Origin of the sequence: Castellaniella daejeonensis, from assembly GCF_039523555.1 — a bacterium.
GTDB classification, from domain to species: Bacteria; Pseudomonadota; Gammaproteobacteria; order Burkholderiales; family Burkholderiaceae_B; genus Castellaniella; species Castellaniella daejeonensis.
In genome coordinates, this window is record NZ_BAAAFN010000009.1 from 14,907 (window position 1) to 37,857 (window position 22,951).

25 protein-coding genes are annotated in these 22,951 nt (G+C 64.8%); 12 read left to right on the forward strand and 13 right to left on the reverse strand.

Going from position 1 to position 22,951, the window contains the following annotated elements; translation table 11 throughout:
• Positions 1-30: 30 nt before the first annotated feature.
• The 4 genes from ABD022_RS05895 to ABD022_RS05910 all read right to left on the reverse strand — a co-directional run bounded on the left by ABD022_RS05895 (position 31) and on the right by ABD022_RS05910 (position 4,226).
• Positions 31-1,071 carry a TRAP transporter substrate-binding protein gene (locus ABD022_RS05895; protein WP_325123750.1) on the reverse strand — a complete coding sequence of 347 codons (1,041 nt, stop codon included), beginning with the start codon at positions 1,069-1,071 and terminating at the stop codon, positions 31-33.
• A gap of 71 nt (positions 1,072-1,142) precedes the next feature.
• The gene (locus tag ABD022_RS05900) at positions 1,143-2,423 is read right to left on the reverse strand and encodes a TRAP transporter large permease subunit (RefSeq protein ID WP_325123751.1); all 1,281 of its coding nucleotides are present in this window, start codon (positions 2,421-2,423) and stop codon (positions 1,143-1,145) included.
• Positions 2,424-2,425: 2 nt separating this feature from the next.
• Positions 2,426-2,989: a TRAP transporter small permease gene (locus ABD022_RS05905; protein WP_343820441.1), complete on the reverse strand. Its 564-nt coding sequence runs from the start codon at positions 2,987-2,989 to the stop codon at positions 2,426-2,428.
• A 64-nt stretch (positions 2,990-3,053) separates the two neighbouring features.
• Positions 3,054-4,226, reverse strand: coding sequence for a fumarylacetoacetate hydrolase family protein (locus ABD022_RS05910; RefSeq protein ID WP_325123753.1), 1,173 nt, complete (start codon positions 4,224-4,226; stop codon positions 3,054-3,056).
• Positions 4,227-4,754: 528 nt separating this feature from the next.
• On the opposite strand from ABD022_RS05910, the gene ABD022_RS05915 reads away from it, so the two are divergent.
• From ABD022_RS05915 to ABD022_RS05935, 5 genes are read left to right on the forward strand one after another with little or no spacing between them, the layout of a single operon-like run.
• On the forward strand, positions 4,755-5,321 hold the full coding sequence (locus ABD022_RS05915; RefSeq protein WP_325123754.1) for an anthranilate synthase component II: 567 nt from the start codon (positions 4,755-4,757) through the stop codon (positions 5,319-5,321).
• Between the two features lie 48 nt (positions 5,322-5,369).
• A complete protein-coding gene (trpD, locus tag ABD022_RS05920) occupies positions 5,370-6,404 on the forward strand; it encodes an anthranilate phosphoribosyltransferase (RefSeq protein ID WP_325123755.1) in 1,035 nt (344 codons plus the stop codon).
• Complete coding sequence (trpC, locus tag ABD022_RS05925) at positions 6,401-7,195, forward strand: indole-3-glycerol phosphate synthase TrpC (protein ID WP_325123756.1); 795 nt, start codon at positions 6,401-6,403, stop codon at positions 7,193-7,195. Before trpD ends, trpC begins: the two co-directional genes overlap by 4 nt.
• A gap of 57 nt (positions 7,196-7,252) precedes the next feature.
• Complete coding sequence (locus ABD022_RS05930; protein WP_325123757.1) at positions 7,253-7,723, forward strand: HIT family protein; 471 nt, start codon at positions 7,253-7,255, stop codon at positions 7,721-7,723.
• 44 nt (positions 7,724-7,767) lie between these two features.
• Positions 7,768-9,123 carry an amino acid permease gene (locus ABD022_RS05935; RefSeq protein WP_343820444.1) on the forward strand — a complete coding sequence of 452 codons (1,356 nt, stop codon included), beginning with the start codon at positions 7,768-7,770 and terminating at the stop codon, positions 9,121-9,123.
• Between the two features lie 114 nt (positions 9,124-9,237).
• Here the strand turns inward: ABD022_RS05935 and ABD022_RS05940 are convergent, their stop codons facing one another.
• The 9 genes from ABD022_RS05940 to ABD022_RS05980 form a co-directional block, all read right to left on the reverse strand.
• Positions 9,238-9,663 (reverse strand): F0F1 ATP synthase subunit epsilon, encoded by a 426-nt coding sequence (locus tag ABD022_RS05940; RefSeq protein WP_325123759.1) that lies wholly within the window; start codon positions 9,661-9,663, stop codon positions 9,238-9,240.
• A 9-nt stretch (positions 9,664-9,672) separates the two neighbouring features.
• Positions 9,673-11,094, reverse strand: coding sequence for a F0F1 ATP synthase subunit beta (atpD, locus tag ABD022_RS05945; protein WP_325123760.1), 1,422 nt, complete (start codon positions 11,092-11,094; stop codon positions 9,673-9,675).
• A 44-nt stretch (positions 11,095-11,138) separates the two neighbouring features.
• Positions 11,139-12,038, reverse strand: a complete 900-nt coding sequence (atpG, locus tag ABD022_RS05950) for a F0F1 ATP synthase subunit gamma (protein WP_325126061.1) — start codon at positions 12,036-12,038, stop codon at positions 11,139-11,141.
• A 54-nt stretch (positions 12,039-12,092) separates the two neighbouring features.
• Positions 12,093-13,634: a F0F1 ATP synthase subunit alpha gene (atpA, locus tag ABD022_RS05955; protein WP_343820446.1), complete on the reverse strand. Its 1,542-nt coding sequence runs from the start codon at positions 13,632-13,634 to the stop codon at positions 12,093-12,095.
• A gap of 36 nt (positions 13,635-13,670) precedes the next feature.
• Positions 13,671-14,210, reverse strand: a complete 540-nt coding sequence (locus ABD022_RS05960) for a F0F1 ATP synthase subunit delta (protein ID WP_343820448.1) — start codon at positions 14,208-14,210, stop codon at positions 13,671-13,673.
• Between the two features lie 13 nt (positions 14,211-14,223).
• Positions 14,224-14,694, reverse strand: a complete 471-nt coding sequence (locus ABD022_RS05965; protein ID WP_343820449.1) for a F0F1 ATP synthase subunit B — start codon at positions 14,692-14,694, stop codon at positions 14,224-14,226.
• Positions 14,695-14,822: 128 nt separating this feature from the next.
• The gene (gene atpE / locus ABD022_RS05970; RefSeq protein WP_043684944.1) at positions 14,823-15,065 is read right to left on the reverse strand and encodes a F0F1 ATP synthase subunit C; all 243 of its coding nucleotides are present in this window, start codon (positions 15,063-15,065) and stop codon (positions 14,823-14,825) included.
• Positions 15,066-15,165: 100 nt separating this feature from the next.
• The gene (atpB, locus tag ABD022_RS05975) at positions 15,166-16,044 is read right to left on the reverse strand and encodes a F0F1 ATP synthase subunit A (protein WP_325126815.1); all 879 of its coding nucleotides are present in this window, start codon (positions 16,042-16,044) and stop codon (positions 15,166-15,168) included.
• Between the two features lie 24 nt (positions 16,045-16,068).
• On the reverse strand, positions 16,069-16,485 hold the full coding sequence (locus ABD022_RS05980) for an ATP synthase subunit I (protein WP_325126813.1): 417 nt from the start codon (positions 16,483-16,485) through the stop codon (positions 16,069-16,071).
• Positions 16,486-16,854: 369 nt separating this feature from the next.
• Here ABD022_RS05980 and ABD022_RS05985 point away from each other — a divergent pair, with 369 nt between their 5' ends.
• The 7 genes from ABD022_RS05985 (at position 16,855) to pgaA (ending at position 22,951) form a co-directional block, all read left to right on the forward strand.
• Complete coding sequence (locus ABD022_RS05985; protein ID WP_325126811.1) at positions 16,855-17,310, forward strand: CsgE family curli-type amyloid fiber assembly protein; 456 nt, start codon at positions 16,855-16,857, stop codon at positions 17,308-17,310.
• On the forward strand, positions 17,311-17,679 hold the full coding sequence (locus tag ABD022_RS05990) for a curli assembly protein CsgF (RefSeq protein WP_325126809.1): 369 nt from the start codon (positions 17,311-17,313) through the stop codon (positions 17,677-17,679).
• Positions 17,680-17,701: 22 nt separating this feature from the next.
• Entirely contained in the window at positions 17,702-18,634 is a 933-nt protein-coding gene (locus ABD022_RS05995; RefSeq protein WP_343820454.1) for a CsgG/HfaB family protein, read from the forward strand.
• A gap of 36 nt (positions 18,635-18,670) precedes the next feature.
• Positions 18,671-19,222, forward strand: coding sequence for a hypothetical protein (locus ABD022_RS06000; RefSeq protein WP_343820456.1), 552 nt, complete (start codon positions 18,671-18,673; stop codon positions 19,220-19,222).
• Positions 19,223-19,313: 91 nt separating this feature from the next.
• On the forward strand, positions 19,314-20,075 hold the full coding sequence (locus ABD022_RS06005) for a hypothetical protein (protein ID WP_325126805.1): 762 nt from the start codon (positions 19,314-19,316) through the stop codon (positions 20,073-20,075).
• A gap of 83 nt (positions 20,076-20,158) precedes the next feature.
• A complete protein-coding gene (csgH, locus tag ABD022_RS06010) occupies positions 20,159-20,476 on the forward strand; it encodes a curli-like amyloid fiber formation chaperone CsgH (RefSeq protein ID WP_343820459.1) in 318 nt (105 codons plus the stop codon).
• Between the two features lie 24 nt (positions 20,477-20,500).
• Positions 20,501-22,951 carry a poly-beta-1,6 N-acetyl-D-glucosamine export porin PgaA gene (gene pgaA / locus ABD022_RS06015; RefSeq protein ID WP_325126801.1) on the forward strand — a complete coding sequence of 817 codons (2,451 nt, stop codon included), beginning with the start codon at positions 20,501-20,503 and terminating at the stop codon, positions 22,949-22,951.

Here is a 22,951-nt window from a genome sequence, read left to right on the forward strand (position 1 = left end):
ATGCGCCGCACCAGGATTTCGCGGGTGGACCTATTGCTGTGCCGCCTGCTGCGCGGCCTTCATGATGCCATCCACCGTCTCGGGTCCGATTTCCACGCGCAGTTTGGCGACGATGGGCTCCAGCGTTTCCCTGATCTTCTCTTTTTCCGCGGTGGAGAAGCGGGAAACCTCCACGCCCTGGTCCTTGATGTATTGCAGCGCCGCGCTGTCGGCCTCGCGGCTGATCTTGCGCTGGTAGGCCTGGGAAGTCTTGGCCGCCTGGGTGATGACGTCGCGTTCATCGGGCGTCAGGGTGTCCCACCAGCGCTTGGACGCCAGCAGGACGAACGGCGTATAGACGTGGTTGGAAATCGTCAGGTGCGACTGGACTTCGTAGAACTTGCTGGTCTTGATCGTGCTCAGGGGATTTTCCTGGCCGTCGACGGTCTTGGTTTCCAGGGCCGTGAACAGCTCGGTGAACGGCATGGGAATCGCATTGGCTCCCAGCCCGTTGAACACCGCCAGCGCCACTTCGTTCTGCATGACGCGCAGCTTGATGCCCTTGATGTCTTCCACCGAGTCGATCGTGCGGCGCGAGTTCGTGATGTTGCGGAAGCCGTTTTCCCAGTACAGCAGCCCGATCAGCCCCTTTTCGGGCAGGGCGTCCAGCAGCTTCCGACCTTCGGGCCCGTCCAGCACCGCATCGGCGACTTTTTCGTTGTCGAACAGGAAAGGCAGGTCGAAGACGCCGTAGCCCTTGACCATGCCCGCCAGGGGCGCGGTGGAGACGAACGTGAGTTCCTGCGATCCGCCGATGAGCGCATTCTGCATCTGCTCGTCGGAGCCCAGGGAGCCGTTACCGTAGGTCTTGACCTTCATCTTGCCGTCGCTGAGCTTGGCGACTTCTTCGGCGAAGAAGCGCACGGCATGCCCCGACGGGCTCGAATCCGCGAGGCCGTAGCCGAAGCGGATGATCCGCGAATTGATGTCCTTGGCCATGGCATCGTGGCCGGCCAGGCCCATGGCCATGGCGGCCGCCAGGCCCATCACCGCCGTCTTGAGACCCAGCCTTTTTTTCAGATCAACAGACATTTGCCCTTCCTCCAGAGTAATCACCGGTTTGCCCGCCGCGGCCCATGGCCGCGGTCATCGCGTTCCGGCCTTTAATAAAACCAGTCCAGGGGGACCAGTACGATTTGCGGAAAAATCACCATCAGCATGACCAGCAGCGTGTAGGTGATGACATACGGCATGACGCCCTTGATGACGTCCTCCATCCGCACGCGCGCCACGCTGCACACGACGTTCAGCACCGTGCCCACGGGGGGTGTCAGCAGGCCCGCGCAGCCGACGATGACGAAGATGACCCCGAAATAGGTCGGATCGATGCCCGCCTTCTGGATGACCGGCATCATCACCGGAGCCAGGATGAGAATGGTGGGCGTCAGGTCCATGGCCGTGCCGATGAGCGTCAGCAGCACGACGATCAACAGCATCAGCAGGGTGGGCGAGTCGGTCAGCGGACCCAGCAGGTCGATCAGCTGATCGGGAAGATCGGCCAGCGTGATCATGTAGGAAGCCACGAGCGAGGCCGCCACCAGGTACATCACGATGCTGGTCGTCCTGGCCGTGTTGACCAGCACCCGGAACAGCAACCTGAGGCCGATCTCGCGGTACACGAACACGCTGATCAGCAGGGCATAGGCCGCGGCGACCGCCCCCGCTTCGGTCGGCGTGAAAATGCCGCCGCGCAGCCCGCCGATGATGATGATCGGCAGGAAGAGCGCCCAGAGCGAATCCCGGAATGCCTTGAGCCGGACGGCGCCGCTTTCCTTGGGGGCCATCGTGATGCCGGTGGAACGGCGCGCCGAATACGCCCACACCGCCGTCAGGGACAGGCCCATGAGCAGGCCCGGCACGATCCCCGCGATGAACAGCTTGGTGACCGAGATGTTGGCGGCCACGCCGAAGATGATGAAGGAGATCGAGGGGGGGATGATGGGCGCGATGATCCCGCCCGCGGCGATCAGGCCTGTGGACTGGCCCATGTCGTAGCCCTGCTTGCGCAGCATGGGCACCAGCAGCGCGGCCAGCGCCGCCGCATCGGCCACGGCCGACCCGGACAGGGCCGCCAGCAGGATGCTGGCCATGATGGCCACATAGCCCACACCCCCTTTGATGTGGCCGACCAGCGTGGTGGCCATGAAGACCATGCGCCTGGACATGCCGCCCGCATTCATGATTTCACCGGCCAGGATGAACAGCGGCACCGCCATCAGCGAAAAGTTATCGGCCCCGGTGAGCATGTTCTGCACGATGATCTGCGGGTCGAAAAACGACAGGTGGAACATCAGGCCGATGGCGCCCAGGATCAGCGCGAAGGCGATGGGCATGCCGAAGGCCATGAAGCCCAGCAGCGTCCCGACGAAGATGAGGACATCCATGGTCAGATATCCTCCACGCTGTCCACCGAGGTGCGGAACGCCCCCGCATTTTCGGGCGTCGCGGGGGTGCGCCAGGCCACGAACAGATCCAGGACCACCATCAGGGCCATCGCCACCGCCGAGAACAGGACGGCGCCGCTGAAGACGGCGATCGGCATGCCCACCACGGGAGTCACCGTGCGCATGCTGATCACGGTCTGCTCCCAGCCGCCCGTGATGATCAGCCACAGCACCCAGAGAATCAGCAGTTGCCGGACCAGGTGCACGAATTTCTGCACCCTGGGAGAGAAGCGCTCGATCCCCATGTTGATGGCCAGGTGTTCCCGCGCCCTGAAGGCGAGCACGGCGCCGCCGAACGTCAGCCAGACGAAGGCCAGGCGCGCGATTTCACTGGAAACGTTGATCCCGGAATTGAATGCATAGCGCAGCACCACATTGCCGAACACCAGCACCAGCATGGCGAAGACGCACAGAGCCAGTCCGGCGGTCAGCACTGCGAACATCAGATCGGAAAGCGCCCGGATCCTCGGCGCGATCGCATGCCTGTCTTTGTCCTCCAACATCATCCTCCTTTCTCTCCTTTGGCCGCTCGTGTCCTCGAGCTTTTCTCAAATCCAGGGCCAGGCCGGCTCAGTCCGGCAGCAGCCCGCGCACGCCCAGGTTCCTGTAGAGCGCACGCACGCCGAACGTCCAGCGCGGAATTTCCGTGGACAGGCTGACTTCGTTGACCAGGGCGCCCAGCAGCGGCGATGAAATGGTCACGATGTCGCCCAGGTGGTGGGTGAACCCGGCACCCGGTGCTTCCCGGTCCTGGACGGGCGAGAACATCGTGCCCAGGAACAGCATGAAGCCGTCCGGATACTGGTGATGATCGCCGTAGGCCTGGTTGACGAGATCCAGGGGATCCCGGCTGATCTGGTCCATGCGGCTGACGGCTTCGAGCCTGAAGCCGTCGCGCCCCTCGATCAGCAGCGAAACTTCGGCACGGCGGACGTCGTCCAGGGTGTAGTGCGCGTCGAACAAGCGGATGAATGGGCCGATGGCGCACGACCCGTTGTTGTCCTTGGCCCGGCCCAGCAGCAACGCGCTGCGGCCCTCGATGTCGCGCAGGTTGACATCGTTGCCCAGCGTCGCGCCCCGGGGCCGGCCGCGGCTGTCCATGGCGAGCACGATTTCCGGCTCGGGGTTGTTCCACCGGGAATCCGGGTGCAGGCCGATCCGTTCGCCCAGGCCCACCGAGGCCATCGGCAGCGCCTTGGAAAAAATCTCCGCGTCCGGGCCGATGGCGACTTCAAGGTACTGCGACCACTCGCCGCGCCGGACCAGTTCCTGCTTCAGCTGCCGCGCGCTTTCGGAACCGGGCCGCACCGATGTGAGCTCGGCACCGATCGTCTGCTGCAGCGCATCGCGGATGGCCTGCGCTTTTTGTGCATCGCCCCCCGCCCTTTCCTCGATGAGGCGCTCGAGCAGGCTGACGATGAAAGTCACCCCCGAGGCCTTGACGGCCTGCACATCGCATGGCGCGCACAGCACGGGCACCGGTTTTTCCGGCGTCCGGTGCAGGCTGTCGCGGATCAGCTGGTCCAGCGGGCAGAGCGGCTTGCCTGCCAGCCCGCGCGCGAAACCGGCGCAATCCTCATGATCGAGCAGGTCCGCCATGGTGGGCGCATGCGCCGAGATGTCGAAGACCATTCCATCCTTGACGACCACGGTGCCGGGGCCTGCGTGCGGGCCCGGCAGCCAGACTCTTCCCACGAGTGTGGCCTGGGCGGCATCGACGGGCAGGGGGTTGACGGCATTCATCGATTCGATTCCTGGTGTGGGGCGCATCGCGCACTCTCCGGATCCCGCGGCCGGACCGGCTGCGCGGCCGGCCTCCGCCCGGCCGCCGGAATACAGGATGCGGAGCGGCCGGAAAGGTCTTCGGAAAGACTGGGAGCCAGTCTAGTGTCGGCTTCCAGTCAAAACAATATATTGTTTTTATTTCCAAGATATTGGAAATAGAGGATATTGCAGCCCGATCGCACGGCACGCCTGGCGCTCGACAGCACCCACGGCACACAGTAGAATGCTTCCCATGATTTCACACGCGACCGTACACGCTTCGTCCTGGTGGCGCTCCTCTTAGGGGCGGCATCCTCATGCGTGATTCATCGCACCTTGCCGCCGTTCTGGCAGGCAAGGATCTTCGTGAATCTGTCTCCGGTGCGGCGGCTCCTGACCCAAGGAAGACCATGACCGTATCACTCTCCCTCTCCCGCACCTTCCGGCCTTCGCAGCCGATTCCGGCGCGCGCGCGCGTTTCCCGATACTGATCAGGACGGATCCATCATGAAGCTGCTGATGCTGGACAACTACGATTCCTTCACCTACAACCTGGTGCAGTATTTCGGTGAGCTCGGCGCCCAGGTCCAGGTCGTGCGCAACGACCAGATCGACCTTGCCGGCATCGAGGCCATCGATCCCGACCGCATCTGCGTATCGCCGGGGCCATGTTCGCCGGCCGAAGCGGGCATCTCGGTCGAGCTGATCCGGCATTTCGCCGGCAAGAAACCCATCCTGGGCGTCTGCCTCGGGCACCAGTCCATCGGTGCGGCCTATGGCGGCCGCATCGTGCGCGCCCGGGAAATCATGCACGGCAAGGTCTCGTCCATCACGCACCGGGGCACCGACGTCTTCGCCGGGCTGCCGTCGCCCTACACCGTCACCCGCTACCATTCCCTGGCGATCGAGCGCGCATCCCTGCCCGACTGCCTGGACATCACGGCCGAGACCGACGACGGCGAGATCATGGGCGTCGCCCACAAGACCCTGCCCGTCTATGGCGTACAGTTTCATCCGGAATCCGTGCTCAGCGAGCATGGCCACGCCCTGCTGCGCAATTTCCTGGAACTCTGACACGCCGAACCGACCATCCGACAGACACGAAGACAGAAGGAATCATCCATGCCGCCGATCACTCCCACCGAGGCCCTGGCCCGCTGCATCGAGCACCGGGAAATCTTCCACGACGAAATGCTGGAACTGATGCGCATGCTGATGCGCGGAGACATGTCTCCCCAGCTGGCCAGCGCCCTGCTGATGGGCCTGCGTGTCAAGAAGGAAACCGTCGGCGAAATCACGGCCGCCGCCCAGGTGATGCGCGAATTCGCCCTGGGCGTCGACACGCCCTACCCCGAGGAACTGCTCGACATGTGCGGCACGGGCGGCGACGGTTCGCATACCTTCAATATTTCCACTGCGGCCATGTTCGTGGCCGCGGCAGGCGGGGTCAGGATCGCCAAGCACGGCAACCGCAGCGCCTCGTCCTCTTCGGGAAGCGCCGACGTGCTGGAAGCCCTGGGCGTTCAGGTCACCGCCACGCCGGCCCAGGTCGCCGAGTCCATCGAGGCCACCGGCATCGGCTTCATGTTCGCCCCGGCCCACCACGGCGCCATGAAGAACGTCGCCGCCGTGCGCCGCGAACTGGGGGTGCGCACGATCTTCAACATCCTCGGTCCGCTCACCAACCCGGCCGGGGCGGCCAACCAGCTCATGGGGGTGTTCCACCCCGACCTGGTCGGCATCCTGGTCCGCGTGCTGCAGCGCCTGGGTTCGCGCCACGTGCTGGTCGTGCACGGCAAGGACGGCATGGACGAAGCCTCGCTGGGCGCCGCCACCCTGGTCGGCGAACTGAAGGACGGCGAGGTCCGCGAATACGAAATCCACCCCGAGGATTTCGGCATGTCCATGGTGTCCAACCGCAGCATCAAGGTCGCCAACCGCGACGAATCCGCCCAGCTGGTGCGCGCGGCGCTGAACAACACGGCGGGCACGGCGCGCGACATCGTCGCCCTGAACGCCGGGCTGGCCCTGTACGCCGGCAACCGCGTCGACTCGATCGAGGCCGGCATCCGCCAGGCCTTCGAGCTGATCGCCTCGGGCGCGGCACGCGACAAGCTGGAACAATTCCGCCAATACACGCAAAGGTTCTCCGCATGAACGACATCCTGGCCCGGATCCTGGACACCAAGCGCACCGAAGTCGCCACGGCACGGCAGATGCGCAGCGAATCAGAAGTCCTGCGCGAAGCCCAGAGCCGCCAGGACATCCGCGGCTTCGCGCGCGCGATCGAGGACAAGATCGCGCAGGGCAAGCCCGCCGTGATCGCGGAAATCAAGAAGGCCTCGCCTTCCAAGGGCGTGATCCGCGAGGATTTCCGCCCGGCCGACATCGCCGCCAGCTATGCCTGCCACGGCGCCGCCTGCCTGTCGGTCCTGACCGACGTGCAGTATTTCCAGGGCGGCTACGACCACCTGCGCCAGGCGCGCGCGGCCTGCAGCCTGCCCGTGCTGCGCAAGGACTTCCTGATCGATCCCTATCAGGTCATCCACGCCCGGGCGCTGGGTGCCGACTGCGTGCTGCTGATCGCCGCGGCCCTGGCACCCGGGCAACTGCGCGAACTCGAAGCCGTGGCCGCCGATCTGGGCATGGACGTGCTGGTCGAAGTCCACGACCGCCAGGAACTGGATGCCGCCCTGTCCCTGAACACGCCGCTGATCGGCATCAACAACCGCAATCTGCGCACCTTCGAGACCCGCCTGGAAACCACCCTGTCGATGCTGGAAGACCTGCCGGAAGGCAAGCGTGTCGTGACCGAAAGCGGCATCCTGCTGCCGGAAGACGTGGACCGCATGCGCGAGCACGGCGTCCAGGCCTTCCTGGTCGGCGAGGCCTTCATGCGCGCGGAAGATCCCGGTACCGCGCTGCACGAACTGTTCTTCGCCCGCTGATCCCCGCCCCGCCGCCGCGCGCGGGCGGCGGGCCGACGAACCCACGCCCCTGCCGCCATGACCTTTCGCCCCGACTGCCCGCTCTGCGTCATCGACCGCGACACCCTGCTCTGGCAGGATGACAAGCTGCGGATCGTCCGCGTGGACGATCCTCGGCACCCTGGCTACCTGCGCGTCATCTGGCACCGCCACATGGCGGAGGCCACCGACCTGGACGCACTCGGCCGGCTGCACCTGATGCGCACCGTATTCCAGGTCGAACGACTGCAGCGGGTTTTCCTGCAGCCCGACAAGATCAACCTGGCCAGCCTGGGCAACCAGGTGCCCCACATGCACTGGCACGTGATCCCGCGCTGGCGCGACGACCCCTGCTTTCCGGACGCCATCTGGGCGCCGTCCCGGCACGACCCGGACCGCGCAGCCGCATGGGCTGAATTCTGCAGATCCCTGGCTCCGCGCATCGAACAGCTGCACCGGATTCTGTCCGCCCAGGGCCCGGCAGCCGACCTTCCCGACACAGCCCACTGAACCGGCACGCACGCGCCGACCCGAACATCCCTTCCCGCATCGCCATGTCCGTAACATCTTCCGCCGCCGGCGCCGAGCCCGCCGCCCTGGCGCGCAGCCTGAAAAACCGCCACATCCAGATGATTGCCCTGGGCGGCGCCATCGGTACCGGCCTGTTCTACGGCTCGGCCGCATCGATTCAGCTGGTCGGGCCCGGCATCATCCTGTCCTACCTGATCGGCGGCCTGGCGATCTACCTGATCCTGCGGTTCCTGGGAGAGATGTCCACCCAGGAACCAGTCAGCGGCGCCTTCAGCCATTTCGCCTACCGCTACTGGGGCGGTTTCGCGGGCTTCCTGTCGGGCTGGAACTACTGGCTGCTGTACATCCTGGTCGCCATGGCCGAACTGTCGGTCGTGGGCCTCTACGTGAATTACTGGCTGCCGGACTTTCCCGCCTGGGCCAGCGCCCTGGCGGTGCTGCTGGCCGTCACGGCGCTGAACCTGCTGAACGTGCGGCTGTACGGCGAGAGCGAATTCTGGCTGGCCTTCATCAAGATCGCCGCCATCATCGGCATGATTGTGCTGGGTCTCGTGCTGATCGCTCGCGGCGCCGGCGGCGCGGGGCCGAGCAATCTCTGGGCCCACGGCGGTTTCCTGCCCAATGGCGCGCACGGCCTGCTGCTGTCCCTGGTGGTGGTCATGTTTTCCTTCGGCGGCACGGAATTGATCGGCATCACCGCGGGAGAAGCAGACGACCCGCAGCGCAGCATCCCGCGCGCCATCAACCAGGTGATCTGGCGCATCCTGCTGTTCTACGTCGGCGCCCTGGCCGTGCTGGTCACTCTGTACCCCTGGAATGAAGTCGGCCTGAACGGCAGCCCCTTCGTGCTGATCTTTTCCCGCCTCGGCATCCCTGCGGCGCCGGACATCCTGAACCTGGTGGTGCTGAGCGCCGCCATCTCGGTCTACAACAGCGGCATGTACAGCAACGGCCGCATGCTGCGCAGCCTGGCGGAACAAGGCAATGCGCCGCGCATCTTCCTGCGTCTGAGCCGGCGCCGGGTGCCCTGGGTGGGGGTGCTGTTCTCGTCGGCCTGCACGCTGCTGATCGTGATCATCAACTTCCTGGTGCCCGAGGGCGCCTTCATGCGGATCATGGCCGTGGCCACCGCGGCGGCCGCGATCACCTGGATGATGATCGTGCTGGTGCATCTGCGCTTTCGCAAGGCACATGCTCGGGACGCGCTGCTGTTCCCCGCGCCCTTTTATCCCTGGACGAACTACCTGTGCGTGGCCTTCCTGGTGCTGCTGGTGGGGCTGATGACGCAGCTGGACGACACCCGGCCGGCGGCCTACGTGCTGCCGGTCTGGCTGGGCCTGCTGTATGCGGGATACCGGCTGAAGCAGCGCAACGCATAGGCCTCGGGGCCGGGTGCTGCCCCGCGCCCGCCCGGAAAAGCAAGGGCGCCCCGAAAGGGGCGCCCTTGCTTTGGCCTGCCTGCCGTCCGCCGGGTGCGGCGGGACGGCGACCGATCAGTGGGAACTGCGCTTCTGGCTGAACTTGCGCGCCGCAGCGGCCTGCGCCGCCAGCATCGCGAGTTCGGCCTCGACCACGGCGATGTCGGCCTTTTCCTTGGTGTTGCGCAAGGCCTCTTCGGCGCGCTCGCGCGCGGCGACGGCCTTGGCCTCGTCCAGGTCGGCCGCACGGATGGCCGTATCGGACAGGACCGTGACAGCGTGCGGCTGGACTTCCAGGATGCCGCCGGCCACGAAGATGTGTTCTTCGGAGCCGTCGTCACGCCGGATTTTCAGCGTGCCGGGACGCACGCGCGAGATCAGCGGAGTGTGCCCCGGCAGGATGCCGAGGTCGCCCGATTCACCCGGCAGGGCGACGAAGGCCGCCTCGCCGGAATAGATCGACGCCTCTGCGCTGACCACTTCGATGTGAAGAGTCGCCATGTGCAATCCTTATTGGAGGGTTTTGGCCTTCTCGAAGGCCTCGTCGATGCCGCCCACCATGTAGAAGGCCTGCTCGGGCAGCGCATCGCATTCGCCCTCGACGATCATCTTGAAGCCGCGCAGGGTCTCGGCCAGCGGCACGTACTTGCCGGGCGAGCCCGTGAACACTTCGGCCACGTGGAAGGGCTGCGACAGGAAGCGCTGGATCTTGCGGGCGCGAGCCACGGCCTGCTTGTCTTCCGGCGACAGTTCGTCCATGCCCAGAATGGCGATGATGTCGCGCAGTTCCTTGTAGCGCTGCAGGGTCTGCTGCACGGCGCGGGCCACGCTGTAGTGTTCTTCGCCGACGATCTGCGGGTCGAGCTGGCGGCTGGTCGAATCCAGGGGATCCACGGCCGGGTAGATACCCAGGGCGGCGATGTCACGCGACAGCACCACGGTGGAGTCCAGGTGCAGGAAGGTGGTGGCGGGCGACGGGTCGGTCAAGTCATCGGCCGGCACGTACACGGCCTGGATGGACGTGATGGAACCGGTCTTGGTGGACGTGATGCGTTCCTGCAGCTTGCCCATTTCCTCGGCCAGCGTCGGCTGGTAACCCACGGCGGACGGCATCCGGCCCAGCAGGGCGGACACTTCGGTACCGGCCAGGGTGTAGCGGTAGATGTTGTCCACGAAGAACAGCACGTCGCGGCCTTCGTCGCGGAACTTTTCCGCCATCGTCAGGCCGGACAGGGCCACGCGCAGACGGTTGCCCGGGGGTTCGTTCATCTGGCCGAAGACCATGGCGACCTTGGATTCCGCCAGGTTGTCGAGCTTGATGACGCCCGCGTCGGACATTTCGTGGTAGAAGTCATTGCCCTCGCGGGTACGCTCGCCCACGCCGGCAAACACCGACAGACCGCTGTGTGCCTTGGCGATGTTGTTGATCAGTTCCAGCATGTTCACGGTCTTGCCCACGCCGGCGCCGCCGAACAGGCCGACCTTGCCGCCCTTGGCGAAGGGGCACACCAGGTCGATCACCTTGATCCCGGTTTCGAGCAGCTCGACCGAAGGCGACAGTTCGTCGAACTTCGGGGCGTCCTGGTGGATGGCGCGCTTTTCTTCGGACAGGATGTCGCCGCGCTCATCGATCGGGCGGCCCAGCACGTCCATGATGCGGCCCAGGGTGCCGGAACCCACGGGCACCGAAATCGGTGCGCCGGTGTTGGCCACGGCCATGCCGCGGCGCAGGCCGTCGGACGAACCCATGGCGATGGTCCGCACGACACCGTCGCCCAGTTGCTGCTGGACCTCGAACGTCAGGCCCTTTTCCGCATAGGCGGAGGACTCGTCGGTCAAGGTGAGCGCGTCGTAGATGTTGGGGATGCTGTCGCGGGGGAACTGAATGTCCACCACGGCGCCGATGCACTGAACGATGGTACCGTTGCTCATGTTTAGTCCTATAAGTATCTCTGGGTTGCCGGTGCCTGCGTCGATCAGACCGCGGCGGCGCCGCCCACGATTTCCGAAATTTCCTTGGTGATGGCCGCCTGGCGGGTCTTGTTGTAGACCAGCTGGAGGTCGCCGATGACTTTCTTGGCGTTGTCCGATGCGGCCTTCATGGCGACCATCCGGGCAGACTGCTCGCTGGCCATGTTTTCCGCCACGGCCTGGTAGACCAGGCCTTCGACGTAGCGCAGCAGCAGCTCGTCGATCACGGTCTGGGAATCCGGCTCGTACAGGTAGTCCCAACCGTACTGGCTCTTCAGGGCTTCTTCATCCTGTGAACCCGTCTGGAAGGGATCTTCCAGGCCCGAGGGCAGCGGCAGCAGGCGGATGAAGCTGGGGTCCTGCTTCATGGTGTTCACGAACCGGCTGGTTGCCAGGTAGACCGCATCCACCTTGCCGTCGACGAAGTCGTCGAGCTGGACCTTGATGGCGCCGATCAGGCGTTCCAGGTTGGGCGCATCGCCCAGCTGGACTTCCGAGGACACCACATTGACACCGACGCGGTTCAGCAGACCCAGGCCCTTGGAGCCCAGCGCCGTGGCCTGGACGCGCACGCCCTGCTGCTCGAATTCCTTGATCCGCGCCAGCACCAGGCGCGAGATGTTGGTATTCAGGCCGCCGCACAGCCCCTTGTCGGTGGTGACCAGCACGACGCCCACGGCCGACAGCTTCTGGCGTTCCACCATGTAGGGGTGGGTGTAATCCGGGTTCGCCTGCATCAGGTGGGCCGCGATGGCACGCACCTTGGTGGCGTAGGGACGGCCCATCCGCATCCGGTCCTGCGCCTTGCGCATCTTGGATGCGGCGACCATTTCCATCGCCTTGGTGATCTTGCGCGTGTTTTGCACGCTCTTGATCTTGGTTCGAATTTCCTTGATTCCGGCCATTCCACTATCCTGTCAGGGCTGTCCGGGACGCGCGCCGCGCGTCCCGGGCGCTACTTAAAACGTGCCGTGCTTCTTGAATTCCTGGATGGCGGCGCCCAGAGCGGCGTCGTCTTCCTTGGAAAGTTCCTTCACGTCTTCGATGCGCTGGATCAGGGCTTCGTGCTTGGCCTTCAGGTAGTCCTTCAGGGCCTTTTCGAAGGCCAGCACCTGGGTGACTTCGAGGTCGTCCAGGTAGCCGTTGTTCACGGCGTACAGGGCCACCGCCAGTTCCCAGACCTGTTGCGGCTGGTACTGGGGCTGCTTGAGCAGTTCGACCACGCGCTTGCCGCGTTCCAGCTGGCGGCGGGTTGCGTCGTCCAGGTCGGAGGCGAACTGCGCGAAGGCAGCCAGTTCACGATACTGGGCCAGGTCGGTCCGGATGCCGCCCGACAGCTTCTTGACGACCTTGGTCTGGGCGGAACCGCCCACGCGCGACACCGAAATACCGGCGTTGATGGCAGGCCGGATGCCGGCGTTGAACAGGTCGGTTTCCAGGAAGATCTGGCCGTCGGTGATGGAAATCACGTTGGTCGGCACGAAGGCGGACACGTCGCCGGCCTGCGTTTCGATGATCGGCAGGGCGGTCAGCGAACCGGTCTTGCCCTTGACGGCGCCGTTGGTGAACTTTTCCACGTATTCGGCATTCACGCGGGCAGCCCGTTCCAGCAGGCGGGAGTGCAGGTAGAACACGTCGCCGGGATAGGCTTCGCGTCCGGGCGGACGACGCAGCAGCAGGGACACCTGGCGATAGGCCCAGGCCTGCTTGGTCAGGTCGTCGTACACGATCAGGGCGTCTTCGCCGCGATCGCGGAAGTATTCGCCCATCGTGCAGCCGGAGTAGGCAGCCAGGTACTGCATGGCGGCGGACTCGGACGCGGCGGCCGCCACGACGATGGTGTATTCCAGGGCGCCGTGCTCTTCGAGCTTGCGCACCACGTTGTTGATCGTGGACGCCTTCTGGCCGATGGCGACGTACACGCAGGTGACGCCCTTGCCCTTCTGGTTGATGATGGTGTCGACGGCCACGGCGGTCTTGCCGGTCTGGCGGTCGCCGATGATCAGCTCACGCTGGCCGCGCCCGATGGGGACCATGGAGTCGATGGCCTTCTGGCCGGTCTGCAGCGGCTGCGACACGGACTGGCGGGCGATCACGCCCGGCGCGACCTTTTCGATCACGTCGGTTTCCTTGGCATTGATCGGGCCCTTGCCGTCGATCGGGTTGCCCAGGGCATCGACCACGCGGCCGCGCAGTTCGGGGCCGACCGGCACGGCCAGGATGCGGCCGGTGGTCTTGACGGCGTCGCCTTCGGAGACACCGACGTAGTCGCCCAGCACCACGGCGCCCACGGAGTCGCGCTCGAGGTTCAGGGCCAGGCCGAACTTGTTGTTGGGGAATTCGAGCATTTCGCCCTGCATCACGTCGGACAGGCCGTGGATGCGGGTGATGCCGTCGGTGACCGACACGACCGTGCCCTGGGTGCGGACATCGGTGGACGCGCCCAGGCCTTCGATGCGGCTCTTCAGCAGTTCGCTGATCTCGGACGGGTTAAGTTGCATGGTAAGACTCCTGGAATCCTGTTGGTTGGCCCGCCATCACGCGGCCAGCGTATCGCGCAGGCCGGAAAGACGGGCCTGCACGGAAGTGTCGAGCACGTGATCGCCGACGGCGACGCGCACCCCGCCGATCAGTTCCGGGTCGACCGACACCTGGGACTTGAGCTTGAGGCCGAACTTGCGTTCCAGCCCCTGCAGCAGGCCGGCCACCTGGGCGTCGCTCAGGGGATAGGCGCTGGTGATGCGTGCCAGTGCGGTGCCTTCGAGCCGGTTGCGCAGCAGTTCGAACTGCTCTGCCACCTGGGGCAGCGCCTGGACCCGGCCGTTTTCGACCACGAGGGCGACCAGATTGACCGCCTGCGCGGGAAGTTCCTGGGGTACCAGGCCCGTCAGCAATTCGGTGCGCTGTGCGTCGGACAGACGCGGATCGGCCATGGCCTCGAGCACGTCGGGCATGCCGGACACCTGGGCCAGCAGCGACATCACGCCGGACCAGTATTCGAGTCCGCGCGCGTCGTTACGCACGGATTCGAACAGAGCCTCGGCGTAGGGCCGCGCGATAGTAGACAGTTCAGCCATGACTCGCCCTGATTCAGAGTTGTGCCTGGAGCTGGTCGAGCAGCTCGGCATGCGCCTTGGCATCGACTTCGCGGCGCAGGATCTGTTCGGCGCCCTTGACGGCCAGCACGGCCACTTCGGCGCGCAGTGCCTCGCGGGCACGCTGGACTTCCTGGGCGGCATCCTGACGGGCCTGGGCGACGATCCGGGCCTTTTCGGCTTCGGCCTCGCGGCGGGCCTGATCGATCAGGGCGGTGGCCTGCTTTTCGGCTTCGGCCAGACGTGCGTGGTTTTCCGTCTTCGAGGCGGCCTCCATCAGGCTGATGCGGGCCTGGGCCTGGGCCAGATCGGCCTTGCCCTTCTCGGCGGCGGCCAGACCGTCGGCGATTTTCTGGCGACGATCATCCATTGCCTTCGTCAGGGGCGGCCAGATGAATTTCATCGTAAACCAACCCAGAACGAAAAACACGATCATCTGGAAAAAGAGAGTCGCGTTTAAATTCACGGTCGTTTTCCTAATTTACCCGTTCGTGCCTTGCGGCGATTCCGCAAGGCACCTAATCCGGCCGTCCACGGCCCGCAGGCCGCCGACGAACCCCTGGCCTGCGACATGGGCGCAGGCCTGCGCTGTCATCAGCCCACGAAGGGGTTGGCGAACGCGAACAGCATGGCCAGACCCACGCCGATCAGGAAGGCCGCGTCGATCAGACCGACCAGCAGGAACATCTTGGTCTGCAGGGTGTTCATCAGTTCGGGCTGGCGAGCGGAGGCTTCCAGGTACTTGCCACCCATCATGCCGATGCCGATGCAAGCACCGATGGCGCCCAGACCGATGATCAGACCGCAAGCGAGAGCAACGAACGCAACGTTGGTCATAACAACTCCTTGGTAAGTAAACGTTGTTTAGTCAAAAAATCAAGAACCAGAAATCAGGGCAAGCCCCGCGAGCCCGCCCGGGAAACCCCCGGGCGAATTTTTAGTGGCCTTCGTGCGCCTGCCCGATATACACCAGGGTCAGCATCATGAAGATGAACGCCTGCAGCAGCACGATCAGGATGTGGAAGATCGCCCATGCCGAACCGGCGAGCACGTGTCCGAACGCAAGACTGATGCTGGAAGCATTCGCCCCCGTCCAGGCACCACCCAGCAAGGCGATCAGCATGAACAGCAGTTCGCCCGCATACATATTGCCGAACAACCGCATGCCCAGCGACACGCACTTGGCCGCATATTCGATCAGGTTCAGCAGGAAATTGAAGGGCGCCAGGACCAGCGCGGCAACGCCGTGCGCATGGAAGGGCGCGGTGAAGAGTTCCTTGACGAAGCCGCCCGGGTGCTTGATCTTGATGCCGTAGTACAGCATCAGCACCAGCACGCCCAGGGACATGCCGATGGGGATGTTCAGGTCGGCGGTGGGCAGGATGCGATGGTAGTACAGCGGATCGGCGTGCTCGGTGCCCAGGCCGGTGATGCGGAAGATCCAGGCGGCCAGGTCGACGGGGACCAGGTCCAGCGCGTTCATCAGCGTGATCCAGAGGAACACGGTGAGCGCCAGCGGCGCGGCGAACTTGCGCGTGTTTTCGTTGGGGATGATGCCCTTGGCTTCTTCGTGGACCATGCCCACGAGCATTTCGATGGCCATCTGGAAGCGGCCCGGCACGTCGGTGGTGGCCCGGCGGGCGGCACGCCAGAGGAAGAAGATGACGACGGCGCCCATCAGGATCGACCAGAACAGCGAGTCGTAGTTGACGACGTCGAAGTTGGCGATGATGTCCTGCTTGTGCCCGAGATTGTTCAGGTGGACCAGGTGATGCTGGATGTATTCGGACTGAGGCGTCGTTACAGCGTCGGTCATCGGAAACCCTTTTTCGTATTCAAATCATGGCAGGCGGCGCAAGGCCAGCAACACCACGTACCCCTTCATGACACCCAGCAGGCCCAGCAGGAAGGCCAGCCAGTTCAGCCAGCCGCCCCACCGCCACGCCACCAGGACCACCACCCCCGCCACGACCAGCAGCTTGAGGAGTTCGCCCCAGAAGAAGGCGAGCGATCCCGGGCGTTTCGGCCCGAAGTATCCCAGCAGCAGCCGCAAGGCGAACAGCGTGTTGGGTACGAAATAGGCTCCCGCTCCGATCAGGGCGGAAGCCCCGGCGTTTTTCCCCGCAATCCCCCAGGCGCACAGCACCACCAGCATTCCAGTAAATGCCTGCGCCGCCAGCGCCCGAAACAGGCCGACCCGCGAACGACGGGCAATCAGTGCGCGTTCCGCATCGCCAAGCACCAGCGTGCCAGGCAAACCGGACGACCCATCATCCAACCCACAGCGCGGATCCGATGCGGACCGATCACCCATAAAAGCCCGTTCGCAGCCCAACGCCACAGAGCGTAAGGCGATAGCAGTCAAACCGTTGAATTATAGCTGTTTTTGGCCTGGCGTTCAGCACGCCACCCCAAAAGGCGCACCATTTTAACCCAGTTTGCATTCCCGTGCCCGTACTTCCAACGCCAGGGATTACTCCATTTGGCGGAAGGGGAATGTCCTGCCGCCAAAAAGCCTAGCCCTTCCGTCCTATAGGTCTCGCGCAAGCGGACTCTTAACATTTCCCCACAGATCACAGTTCGATACGTTCAGAAAAAGACCTGTTCCATTGGGGAGATTGCTGTGTTGTACCACGGACTCCGCTTCGCGCTGGCAATGGTGCCGCTGCTGGTCACGCTGACCGCGGCGTTGCCGGCCGGAGCACAGGAGCCCGAACCCCCCAAGCGCAACCTCGACGAAGGGCGGATCAACAGCGATCCCCTGCGGGGGCTGATCATCAATCGCACCATCACCGTGATGGGCTGGGACTTCTACAGCAACTTCAGCCAGGTGTGGCAAGCGCTGTACCCGGATTCCCAGGCCACGATGACGGTCATCGAACGCCCCACTGCGCAATACGGCAGCGAGATCTGGATCAGCTACCTGAATCAGACCGTTTTCCATACCTTCATGTCTCCGGCACGGTCGCGGGCCAAGGACCAGAGCAGGGAGGTCGTCCAGGTCGTCAAGGAAAACATCGACATCATCAATGCCCAGCGGCAGTTCATCCAGAGCGCCGACCTCGGGCCCGAGGAGATGTAAATGAACCAGTCAAAACGCAACCTGCGCGCCCGGGCCGGCATGCCCGCCGCCATCCTCCTGGGTGCTCTGATCGGGCTGACGTGGACATCGCTGCCCGCATCGGCGGGGCAACTGGTCTACACCCCGGTCAATCCCAGCTTCGGCGGCAATCCGCTGAACGGCCCCACCCTGCTGCAAAGCGCGCAGGCACAGAAGCGCTACCCCTTTCCCATGGACGATCTCGGCCTGGACAACATCGGGCAGATCCTGCAGACCGACCAGGGCTTCCTGATCCAGAAAGGCGACAAGCTTTACTGGGTCGACCTGAACGGCAATGCGCATCCCATCGATCTCGAGGGCTCAGGCAGCGGCGACGCCCCCATCAACTAATCCAGAATAAGAAAGGCCCGTCATGGATATCCCGACCCCCCTAGGAACCCGCACATTCGCATCGGTACGCGGTGCCTGGATCGCTCCGGTACTGGCGCTGACTCTGTCCGCATGCGCACTCCAGAAACCAGCCAATGTCTCCAATGAGGCGCAGCTGACGCCGCCGACGCCATCGGCCACCGCCCTGCTGCAGCTGCCTCCCCCGCAGAAAAAGATCGTGGCCGCCGTCTATGGTTTCAGGGATGAAACCGGTCAATACAAACCGTCACCCAGCAGCGCCTTCTCGACGGCCGTGACCCAGGGCGCCGCGTCGATGCTGATGAAGGCCCTGAAGGATTCGGGCTGGTACATCCCCGTCGAACGCGAGGGCCTGCAATCCCTGCTGACCGAGCGCCGCGTGCTGCGCGCCCTGGCCGAGGGTTCGCAAAACGGCAACAACGGGGTGCCGAACCTGCTGCCCGCCTCCATCATCCTGGAGGGCGGCGTGATCGCCTACGACACCAACACGCGAACCGGCGGCCTGGGGGCGAAGTTCCTGGGCATCGGCCTGAGCACGCAATACAGCGTCGACCAGGTCACGGTCAACCTGCGGGCCGTGGACGTCACGACCGGGGAAGTCCTGGACAGCGTCTCGACCACCAAGACGATCTTCTCGCACGAGATCCACCCGAGCTACTTCCGCTTCGTCAATTACTACGACCTCCTGGAGATCGAAGGAGGCTACACACACAACGAGCCCGCCCAGTTGGCCGTGAAAGAAGCCATCGATGCCGCCGTCATGCACCTGACCATCAACGGCATCAAGAACAACCTGTGGCGCCTGCGGAACCCGGCGGACTGGGACAGCCCGCTGATCCAGCGCTACCTGGCCGCCGAGAAGAACGAGGTGGTGACGGTGACGCCGCGCCAGGCGGTCGACATGGACACCGAAGCCACACTGACCCAAACCCAATAAACGCCTTGAATGCGGCCTTGTCCGCAGGAGTGCGCCATGAACACATCTTCCCTTGCACGCGCCCGGCTACCCATCGCTCGCGCCTGCCGGCGCCTGGGCCTGGCCGTCCTGCTGGGCGCCATCGCCCCGGCCGGCTACGGCGCCAGCCCCGATCTTTCGATGCCCGGCGAACTGCCGCCTCTGGAACTGCTCGGCGGCGGCGTGCAGTCGCAAATCGTCCAGCGGGGCGGCCTGAACACCGGCGAGATCACCCAGAAAGGCGCCGATTCGACCGCATCCATCCTTCAGGACGGCGTCCACAACCGCGCGAATACATCGCAATCCGGCGTGGGCAACACGGCCGTGATCCAGCAGGCCGGCGTCAACAACGAGGCCCAGATCATCCAGGCCGGAATGGGACTCCTGGGCGAGATTCATCAGTACGGCGTGGCCAATCGCGGCCGGCTGGAGCAATACGCCGGCGACAACTCCGCCAACCTGAGTCAGATCGGCAATTTCAACCAGCTGACGGTGAAGCTCACCACGCCGGGCCCGCTGGCGCCCATCATCCAGCTCGGCAGCGGCCTGAAGCTTTCCGTCTATCGCTGACGGCACGGTTTTCTTTTCGACGACGCCCGGTTTCAAGACCGCCGGACAGCGTTTTTTTCCCACTGGTCTTGTCGACTCAAGGAGCTTCAACATGAAACATTCTCTTTGCGCACTGGCGTCCGGTCTTGCCTTGGCCTTCGCCGGAACGGCGGCATTTGCGGACAGCACCGGCAATGTCTACCAGAACGGCTTCAACAACGACGCCGACATCACCCAGGCATTCAATGGCGACGCCACCTCGACCATCACCCAGTTCGAGGCGCTCAACGTGGCCAAGGCCAACCAGTCCCACAACTACTTCGGCACCGCCCTGATCGATATCTATCAGAAGGGATACAACAACTATGCCGACGCGCAGCAGTCGCACAACGCGGGCGCCACTTCCAACATCGTCCAGAAGGGCGCGAAGAACGTGGCCGAAACGAACCAGAACCACAATACCGTCGCCATGTCCGATATCTACCAGGAGGGGGTCAACAATACGGCTGACGTCAATCAATCCTGGACCTGGGGTGCCAGCAGCAAGATCGTCCAGAAAGGCCTGAAGAACGTGGCGGAGACCAACCAGGAGTACAGCACCAACGTGAGCTCCGACATCTATCAGGACGGGTTCAACAACTCCGCCGATGTCCAGCAGAAATGGACCTCCAATGCCGACGCCAAGATCGTCCAGGCCGGCTTCATGAACACCAGCACGGTGAAGCAGCAGTTCGGCTACAACCAGCATGCCGACCTCTATCAGGAGGGATGGTTGAACTCGGCATCCGTGATGCAGACCGGGTCCAATCTCAATGCCACGGCCGTGCAGATCGGGTTCGGGAACACGGCGACATTCAACCAGACGGGTTGGTAAGCCCGCAGGCCTTCGCGCCAGGATCCCCGGCGGGGCAGCCATGCCTCGCCGGAGATTCCTCCCCCTTTCTCCGGAGCACGATCATGATGGCGGCAGATCTGAATCTCCAGGTTTGGCTGGACAGCGGTACCGGCGCGCAAGCCGGCACGGTCGTGCCCTACGTCCAGAGCCCGGAAGATCGTGCCATCGACTACCGGCTCCAGGCCACCAAGCAAGGACCTTCGGGCACTTCGCAGATCACCCAGAGCGGCTCGGTCGCCCTGCAGGCCAACCAACCTACCGCGCTGACGCGGTTCTCCATGTCGCTCGGGACGCACGATCAATGCCAGATCGAGCTGCTCATCTTCTCCCAGGGCGTCCAGGCGGGGACCTATCGCTTCACTTGCCCCCGCGCTCACTGACATCTCCACACCACGAGATCCACCGTGAACGACACCCTGCCCCTCGCCGCATTTACTTTTTGTACGCTCCTGGCACTTCCTGCCATCAGCGCGCAAGCGGCAACTTCCGATTACCAGGCGCTCATCCGCGAAGCCCGCGCGGGCGACTACGCCCCCGCGCTGCAGATGCTGGAACAGCGGCTGGACCGCAATCCCAAGGACGGCCGGGCCCTGGCCGACTACCTGGTGATCGCCGGATGGTCCGGCAATCACACGGCCGTCCTGCAGGCCTACGAACGGGCTGGCTCGCCTGCAGCGCTGCCCGCACCCGCATTGAACGCGGTCGCACGCGCGTACCGGGATGCGCAGCAGTGGCCCACGGCCATCGATCTGTTCAGCCAGGGTGAGCGCCGTTTCCCCGACCAGGCGATGTTCGCCTACGGGCATGTCATGACCCTGGCGGACGCAGGGCGTTCGGCCGAGGCGATCGAACGCGGCCAGGCACTCGCCACAGGCCGCCCCGACGACCCCGATGCGCACCTGGCGCTGGCCTATGCGCACGGCCGCAACGGGCAGCCGTACGCAGCCCTGGAACAGGCCTCCCAGGCCTACTCTCTGGCTCCGGAACGCCCCTACGTCGTGCGCGCCTATGTGCTCGCCCAGCAGGACGCGGGACTGCCGCAGAGCGCCCTGCGGCTGGCCGACGCGCATCCGGGCCTGATGAATCCCGCGCAGACGCGGTCGCTGCAGGCCGACGCCGCCGCACAGCTCGTGCGCGCGGCCATGACGGCGTCTCGCGGCGAAGCCAACCGCTATGCGCTGGCCGACCAGGCCCTGGCAACGTACGAGAAACTGATCCCCGAATGGGATGCCCTGGGCCCGCCGGCCCGCGCCGACGCGGACCGCGCCCGGGCCGACCGGCTGCAGGCCCTGAGCGCCCGCCGGCGCCCGCGGGAACTGGTGGCGGCATACGAAACCATGCGGGCCGAAGGCCGCCCGGTGCCCGCCTACGTACTGGACGACGTGGCCTCGGCCTATCTGGCGCTGCGCCAGCCGGAAAAGGCCGAACCCCTGTTCCGGCAGTCGCTCGAATCCCAGGCGGTCCAGCCGCAGACCGCCGCTCATCTCCAGAGCGAAATCGGCCTGTTCTATGCGCTGACCGAATCCGACCCCACGCTCGACAAGCAGCAGCAGTTCAACCAGGAGGCGGAGTCCATCCCGGTCTGGATCTACCACAAGGGCGATCCGGTCCGATATCCGAATGCCGTCAAGCTGGATGCGGCGCTGGCTGGCGCCATGGCAACGTTGTATTCCGGCCGGACGCGGCAGGCGCAGGAACAGCTCGACGCCATGGTCGAGCTCGCCCCCAACAATTCCCAGCTGCGCACCGCGCGTGCCCAGGTCTATCGCGCCCGCGGACTGCCCCGGCATGCCGAGGCGGACCTGCAGATCGCCCAGACGCAGGATCCCCGTTCGATCCGCGTCGTGCAGGAACAGGCCAGCACCGCCCTGATGCTGAACGAACCGAACGAAGCCGACCCGCTGATCGACGACCTGCTGGCGCGCGCCCCCGAAGACCCCGCCGTGCAGCGGCTGGCCGAGGACCGCGACATCGCCCGGAAAGCCGAACTGCAGGTTACCGGCGGCTACGGCGCCACCAACGACAGCCCGGTGCTGGGCAGCCACGAACTGAGCATCGAGTCGACGCTGTATTCCCCGCCGGTCACCGATCATTGGCGGGTCTTTGCCGGGACGGGCTATTCGCAGGCGGAATTCGAGGACGGCAACGCGCACCTTGCCTGGGCGCGCGCGGGCGCGCAGTGGCGCAGCCGCGACATCACCGCGCAGGCCGAAGTGTCCGCCAACCGATTCGGATTCGGCACTCTCGCCGGCGCCGCGGTGTCCGCTCAGTATGCGCTGGACGATCACTGGCAGATCGGTGCGGAAGCAGCCCTCAAGTCACGCGACACACCCCTGAAGGCGCTACGGCACGACATCACGTCCAACCGGTTCGGCGTAGCGGTCCGCTGGCACGGCGACGAGCGCCGGGAATGGTCGCTGGCCGTATTCCCCAGCTATTTTTCGGACGGCAACCGCCGCATCGAAGTGGAAGTATCGGGCCGGCAACGGCTGTACACGACTCCGCGCGTCCGGATGGATGCCCTGCTGGAGCTTTCCGGATCGCACAACAGCGCGGACGATGCGCCCTACTTCAACCCGAAATCCGATTTCACCGCCCTGCCGATGCTCGAGGTCGTCCACACGCTGTACCAGCGGTACGACACGCGGTGGGAACAGCGGTTCCTGGCGGGTGCCGGCCTGTATTCGCAACAGGATCATGGCAGCGGCGCCATCTTCCAGATCGGATACGGCCAGCACTTCCAGTACGCCAGGAACCTCGATTTCGGCGTGCTGCTGACCGGCACATCCCGCCCGTACGACGGTCAAAGGGAGCGCGACTTCCGCGTCCTCGTTTCCATGACCTACCGATTCTGA

What these genes read in the sequence shown, in the direction of transcription:
- atpA (WP_343820446.1), bottom strand. Translation starts at nt 13,634, where the DNA reads ATGCAACTTAACCCGTCCGAGATCAGCGAACTGCTGAAGAGCCGCATC.
- ABD022_RS05900 (WP_325123751.1), bottom strand. Translation starts at nt 2,423, where the DNA reads ATGGATGTCCTCATCTTCGTCGGGACGCTGCTGGGCTTCATGGCCTTC.
- trpD (WP_325123755.1), top strand. Translation starts at nt 5,370, where the DNA reads ATGCCGCCGATCACTCCCACCGAGGCCCTGGCCCGCTGCATCGAGCAC.
- atpB (WP_325126815.1), bottom strand. Translation starts at nt 16,044, where the DNA reads ATGACCGACGCTGTAACGACGCCTCAGTCCGAATACATCCAGCATCAC.
- ABD022_RS05960 (WP_343820448.1), bottom strand. Translation starts at nt 14,210, where the DNA reads ATGGCTGAACTGTCTACTATCGCGCGGCCCTACGCCGAGGCTCTGTTC.
- ABD022_RS05940 (WP_325123759.1), bottom strand. Translation starts at nt 9,663, where the DNA reads ATGGCGACTCTTCACATCGAAGTGGTCAGCGCAGAGGCGTCGATCTAT.
- ABD022_RS05895 (WP_325123750.1), bottom strand. Translation starts at nt 1,071, where the DNA reads ATGTCTGTTGATCTGAAAAAAAGGCTGGGTCTCAAGACGGCGGTGATG.
- trpC (WP_325123756.1), top strand. Translation starts at nt 6,401, where the DNA reads ATGAACGACATCCTGGCCCGGATCCTGGACACCAAGCGCACCGAAGTC.
- atpD (WP_325123760.1), bottom strand. Translation starts at nt 11,094, where the DNA reads ATGAGCAACGGTACCATCGTTCAGTGCATCGGCGCCGTGGTGGACATT.
- ABD022_RS05935 (WP_343820444.1), top strand. Translation starts at nt 7,768, where the DNA reads ATGTCCGTAACATCTTCCGCCGCCGGCGCCGAGCCCGCCGCCCTGGCG.
- ABD022_RS06000 (WP_343820456.1), top strand. Translation starts at nt 18,671, where the DNA reads ATGAACACATCTTCCCTTGCACGCGCCCGGCTACCCATCGCTCGCGCC.
- ABD022_RS05905 (WP_343820441.1), bottom strand. Translation starts at nt 2,989, where the DNA reads ATGATGTTGGAGGACAAAGACAGGCATGCGATCGCGCCGAGGATCCGG.
- ABD022_RS05910 (WP_325123753.1), bottom strand. Translation starts at nt 4,226, where the DNA reads ATGAATGCCGTCAACCCCCTGCCCGTCGATGCCGCCCAGGCCACACTC.
- ABD022_RS05930 (WP_325123757.1), top strand. Translation starts at nt 7,253, where the DNA reads ATGACCTTTCGCCCCGACTGCCCGCTCTGCGTCATCGACCGCGACACC.
- ABD022_RS06005 (WP_325126805.1), top strand. Translation starts at nt 19,314, where the DNA reads ATGAAACATTCTCTTTGCGCACTGGCGTCCGGTCTTGCCTTGGCCTTC.
- csgH (WP_343820459.1), top strand. Translation starts at nt 20,159, where the DNA reads ATGATGGCGGCAGATCTGAATCTCCAGGTTTGGCTGGACAGCGGTACC.
- ABD022_RS05995 (WP_343820454.1), top strand. Translation starts at nt 17,702, where the DNA reads ATGGATATCCCGACCCCCCTAGGAACCCGCACATTCGCATCGGTACGC.
- ABD022_RS05915 (WP_325123754.1), top strand. Translation starts at nt 4,755, where the DNA reads ATGAAGCTGCTGATGCTGGACAACTACGATTCCTTCACCTACAACCTG.
- atpG (WP_325126061.1), bottom strand. Translation starts at nt 12,038, where the DNA reads ATGGCCGGAATCAAGGAAATTCGAACCAAGATCAAGAGCGTGCAAAAC.
- atpE (WP_043684944.1), bottom strand. Translation starts at nt 15,065, where the DNA reads ATGACCAACGTTGCGTTCGTTGCTCTCGCTTGCGGTCTGATCATCGGT.
- ABD022_RS05990 (WP_325126809.1), top strand. Translation starts at nt 17,311, where the DNA reads ATGAACCAGTCAAAACGCAACCTGCGCGCCCGGGCCGGCATGCCCGCC.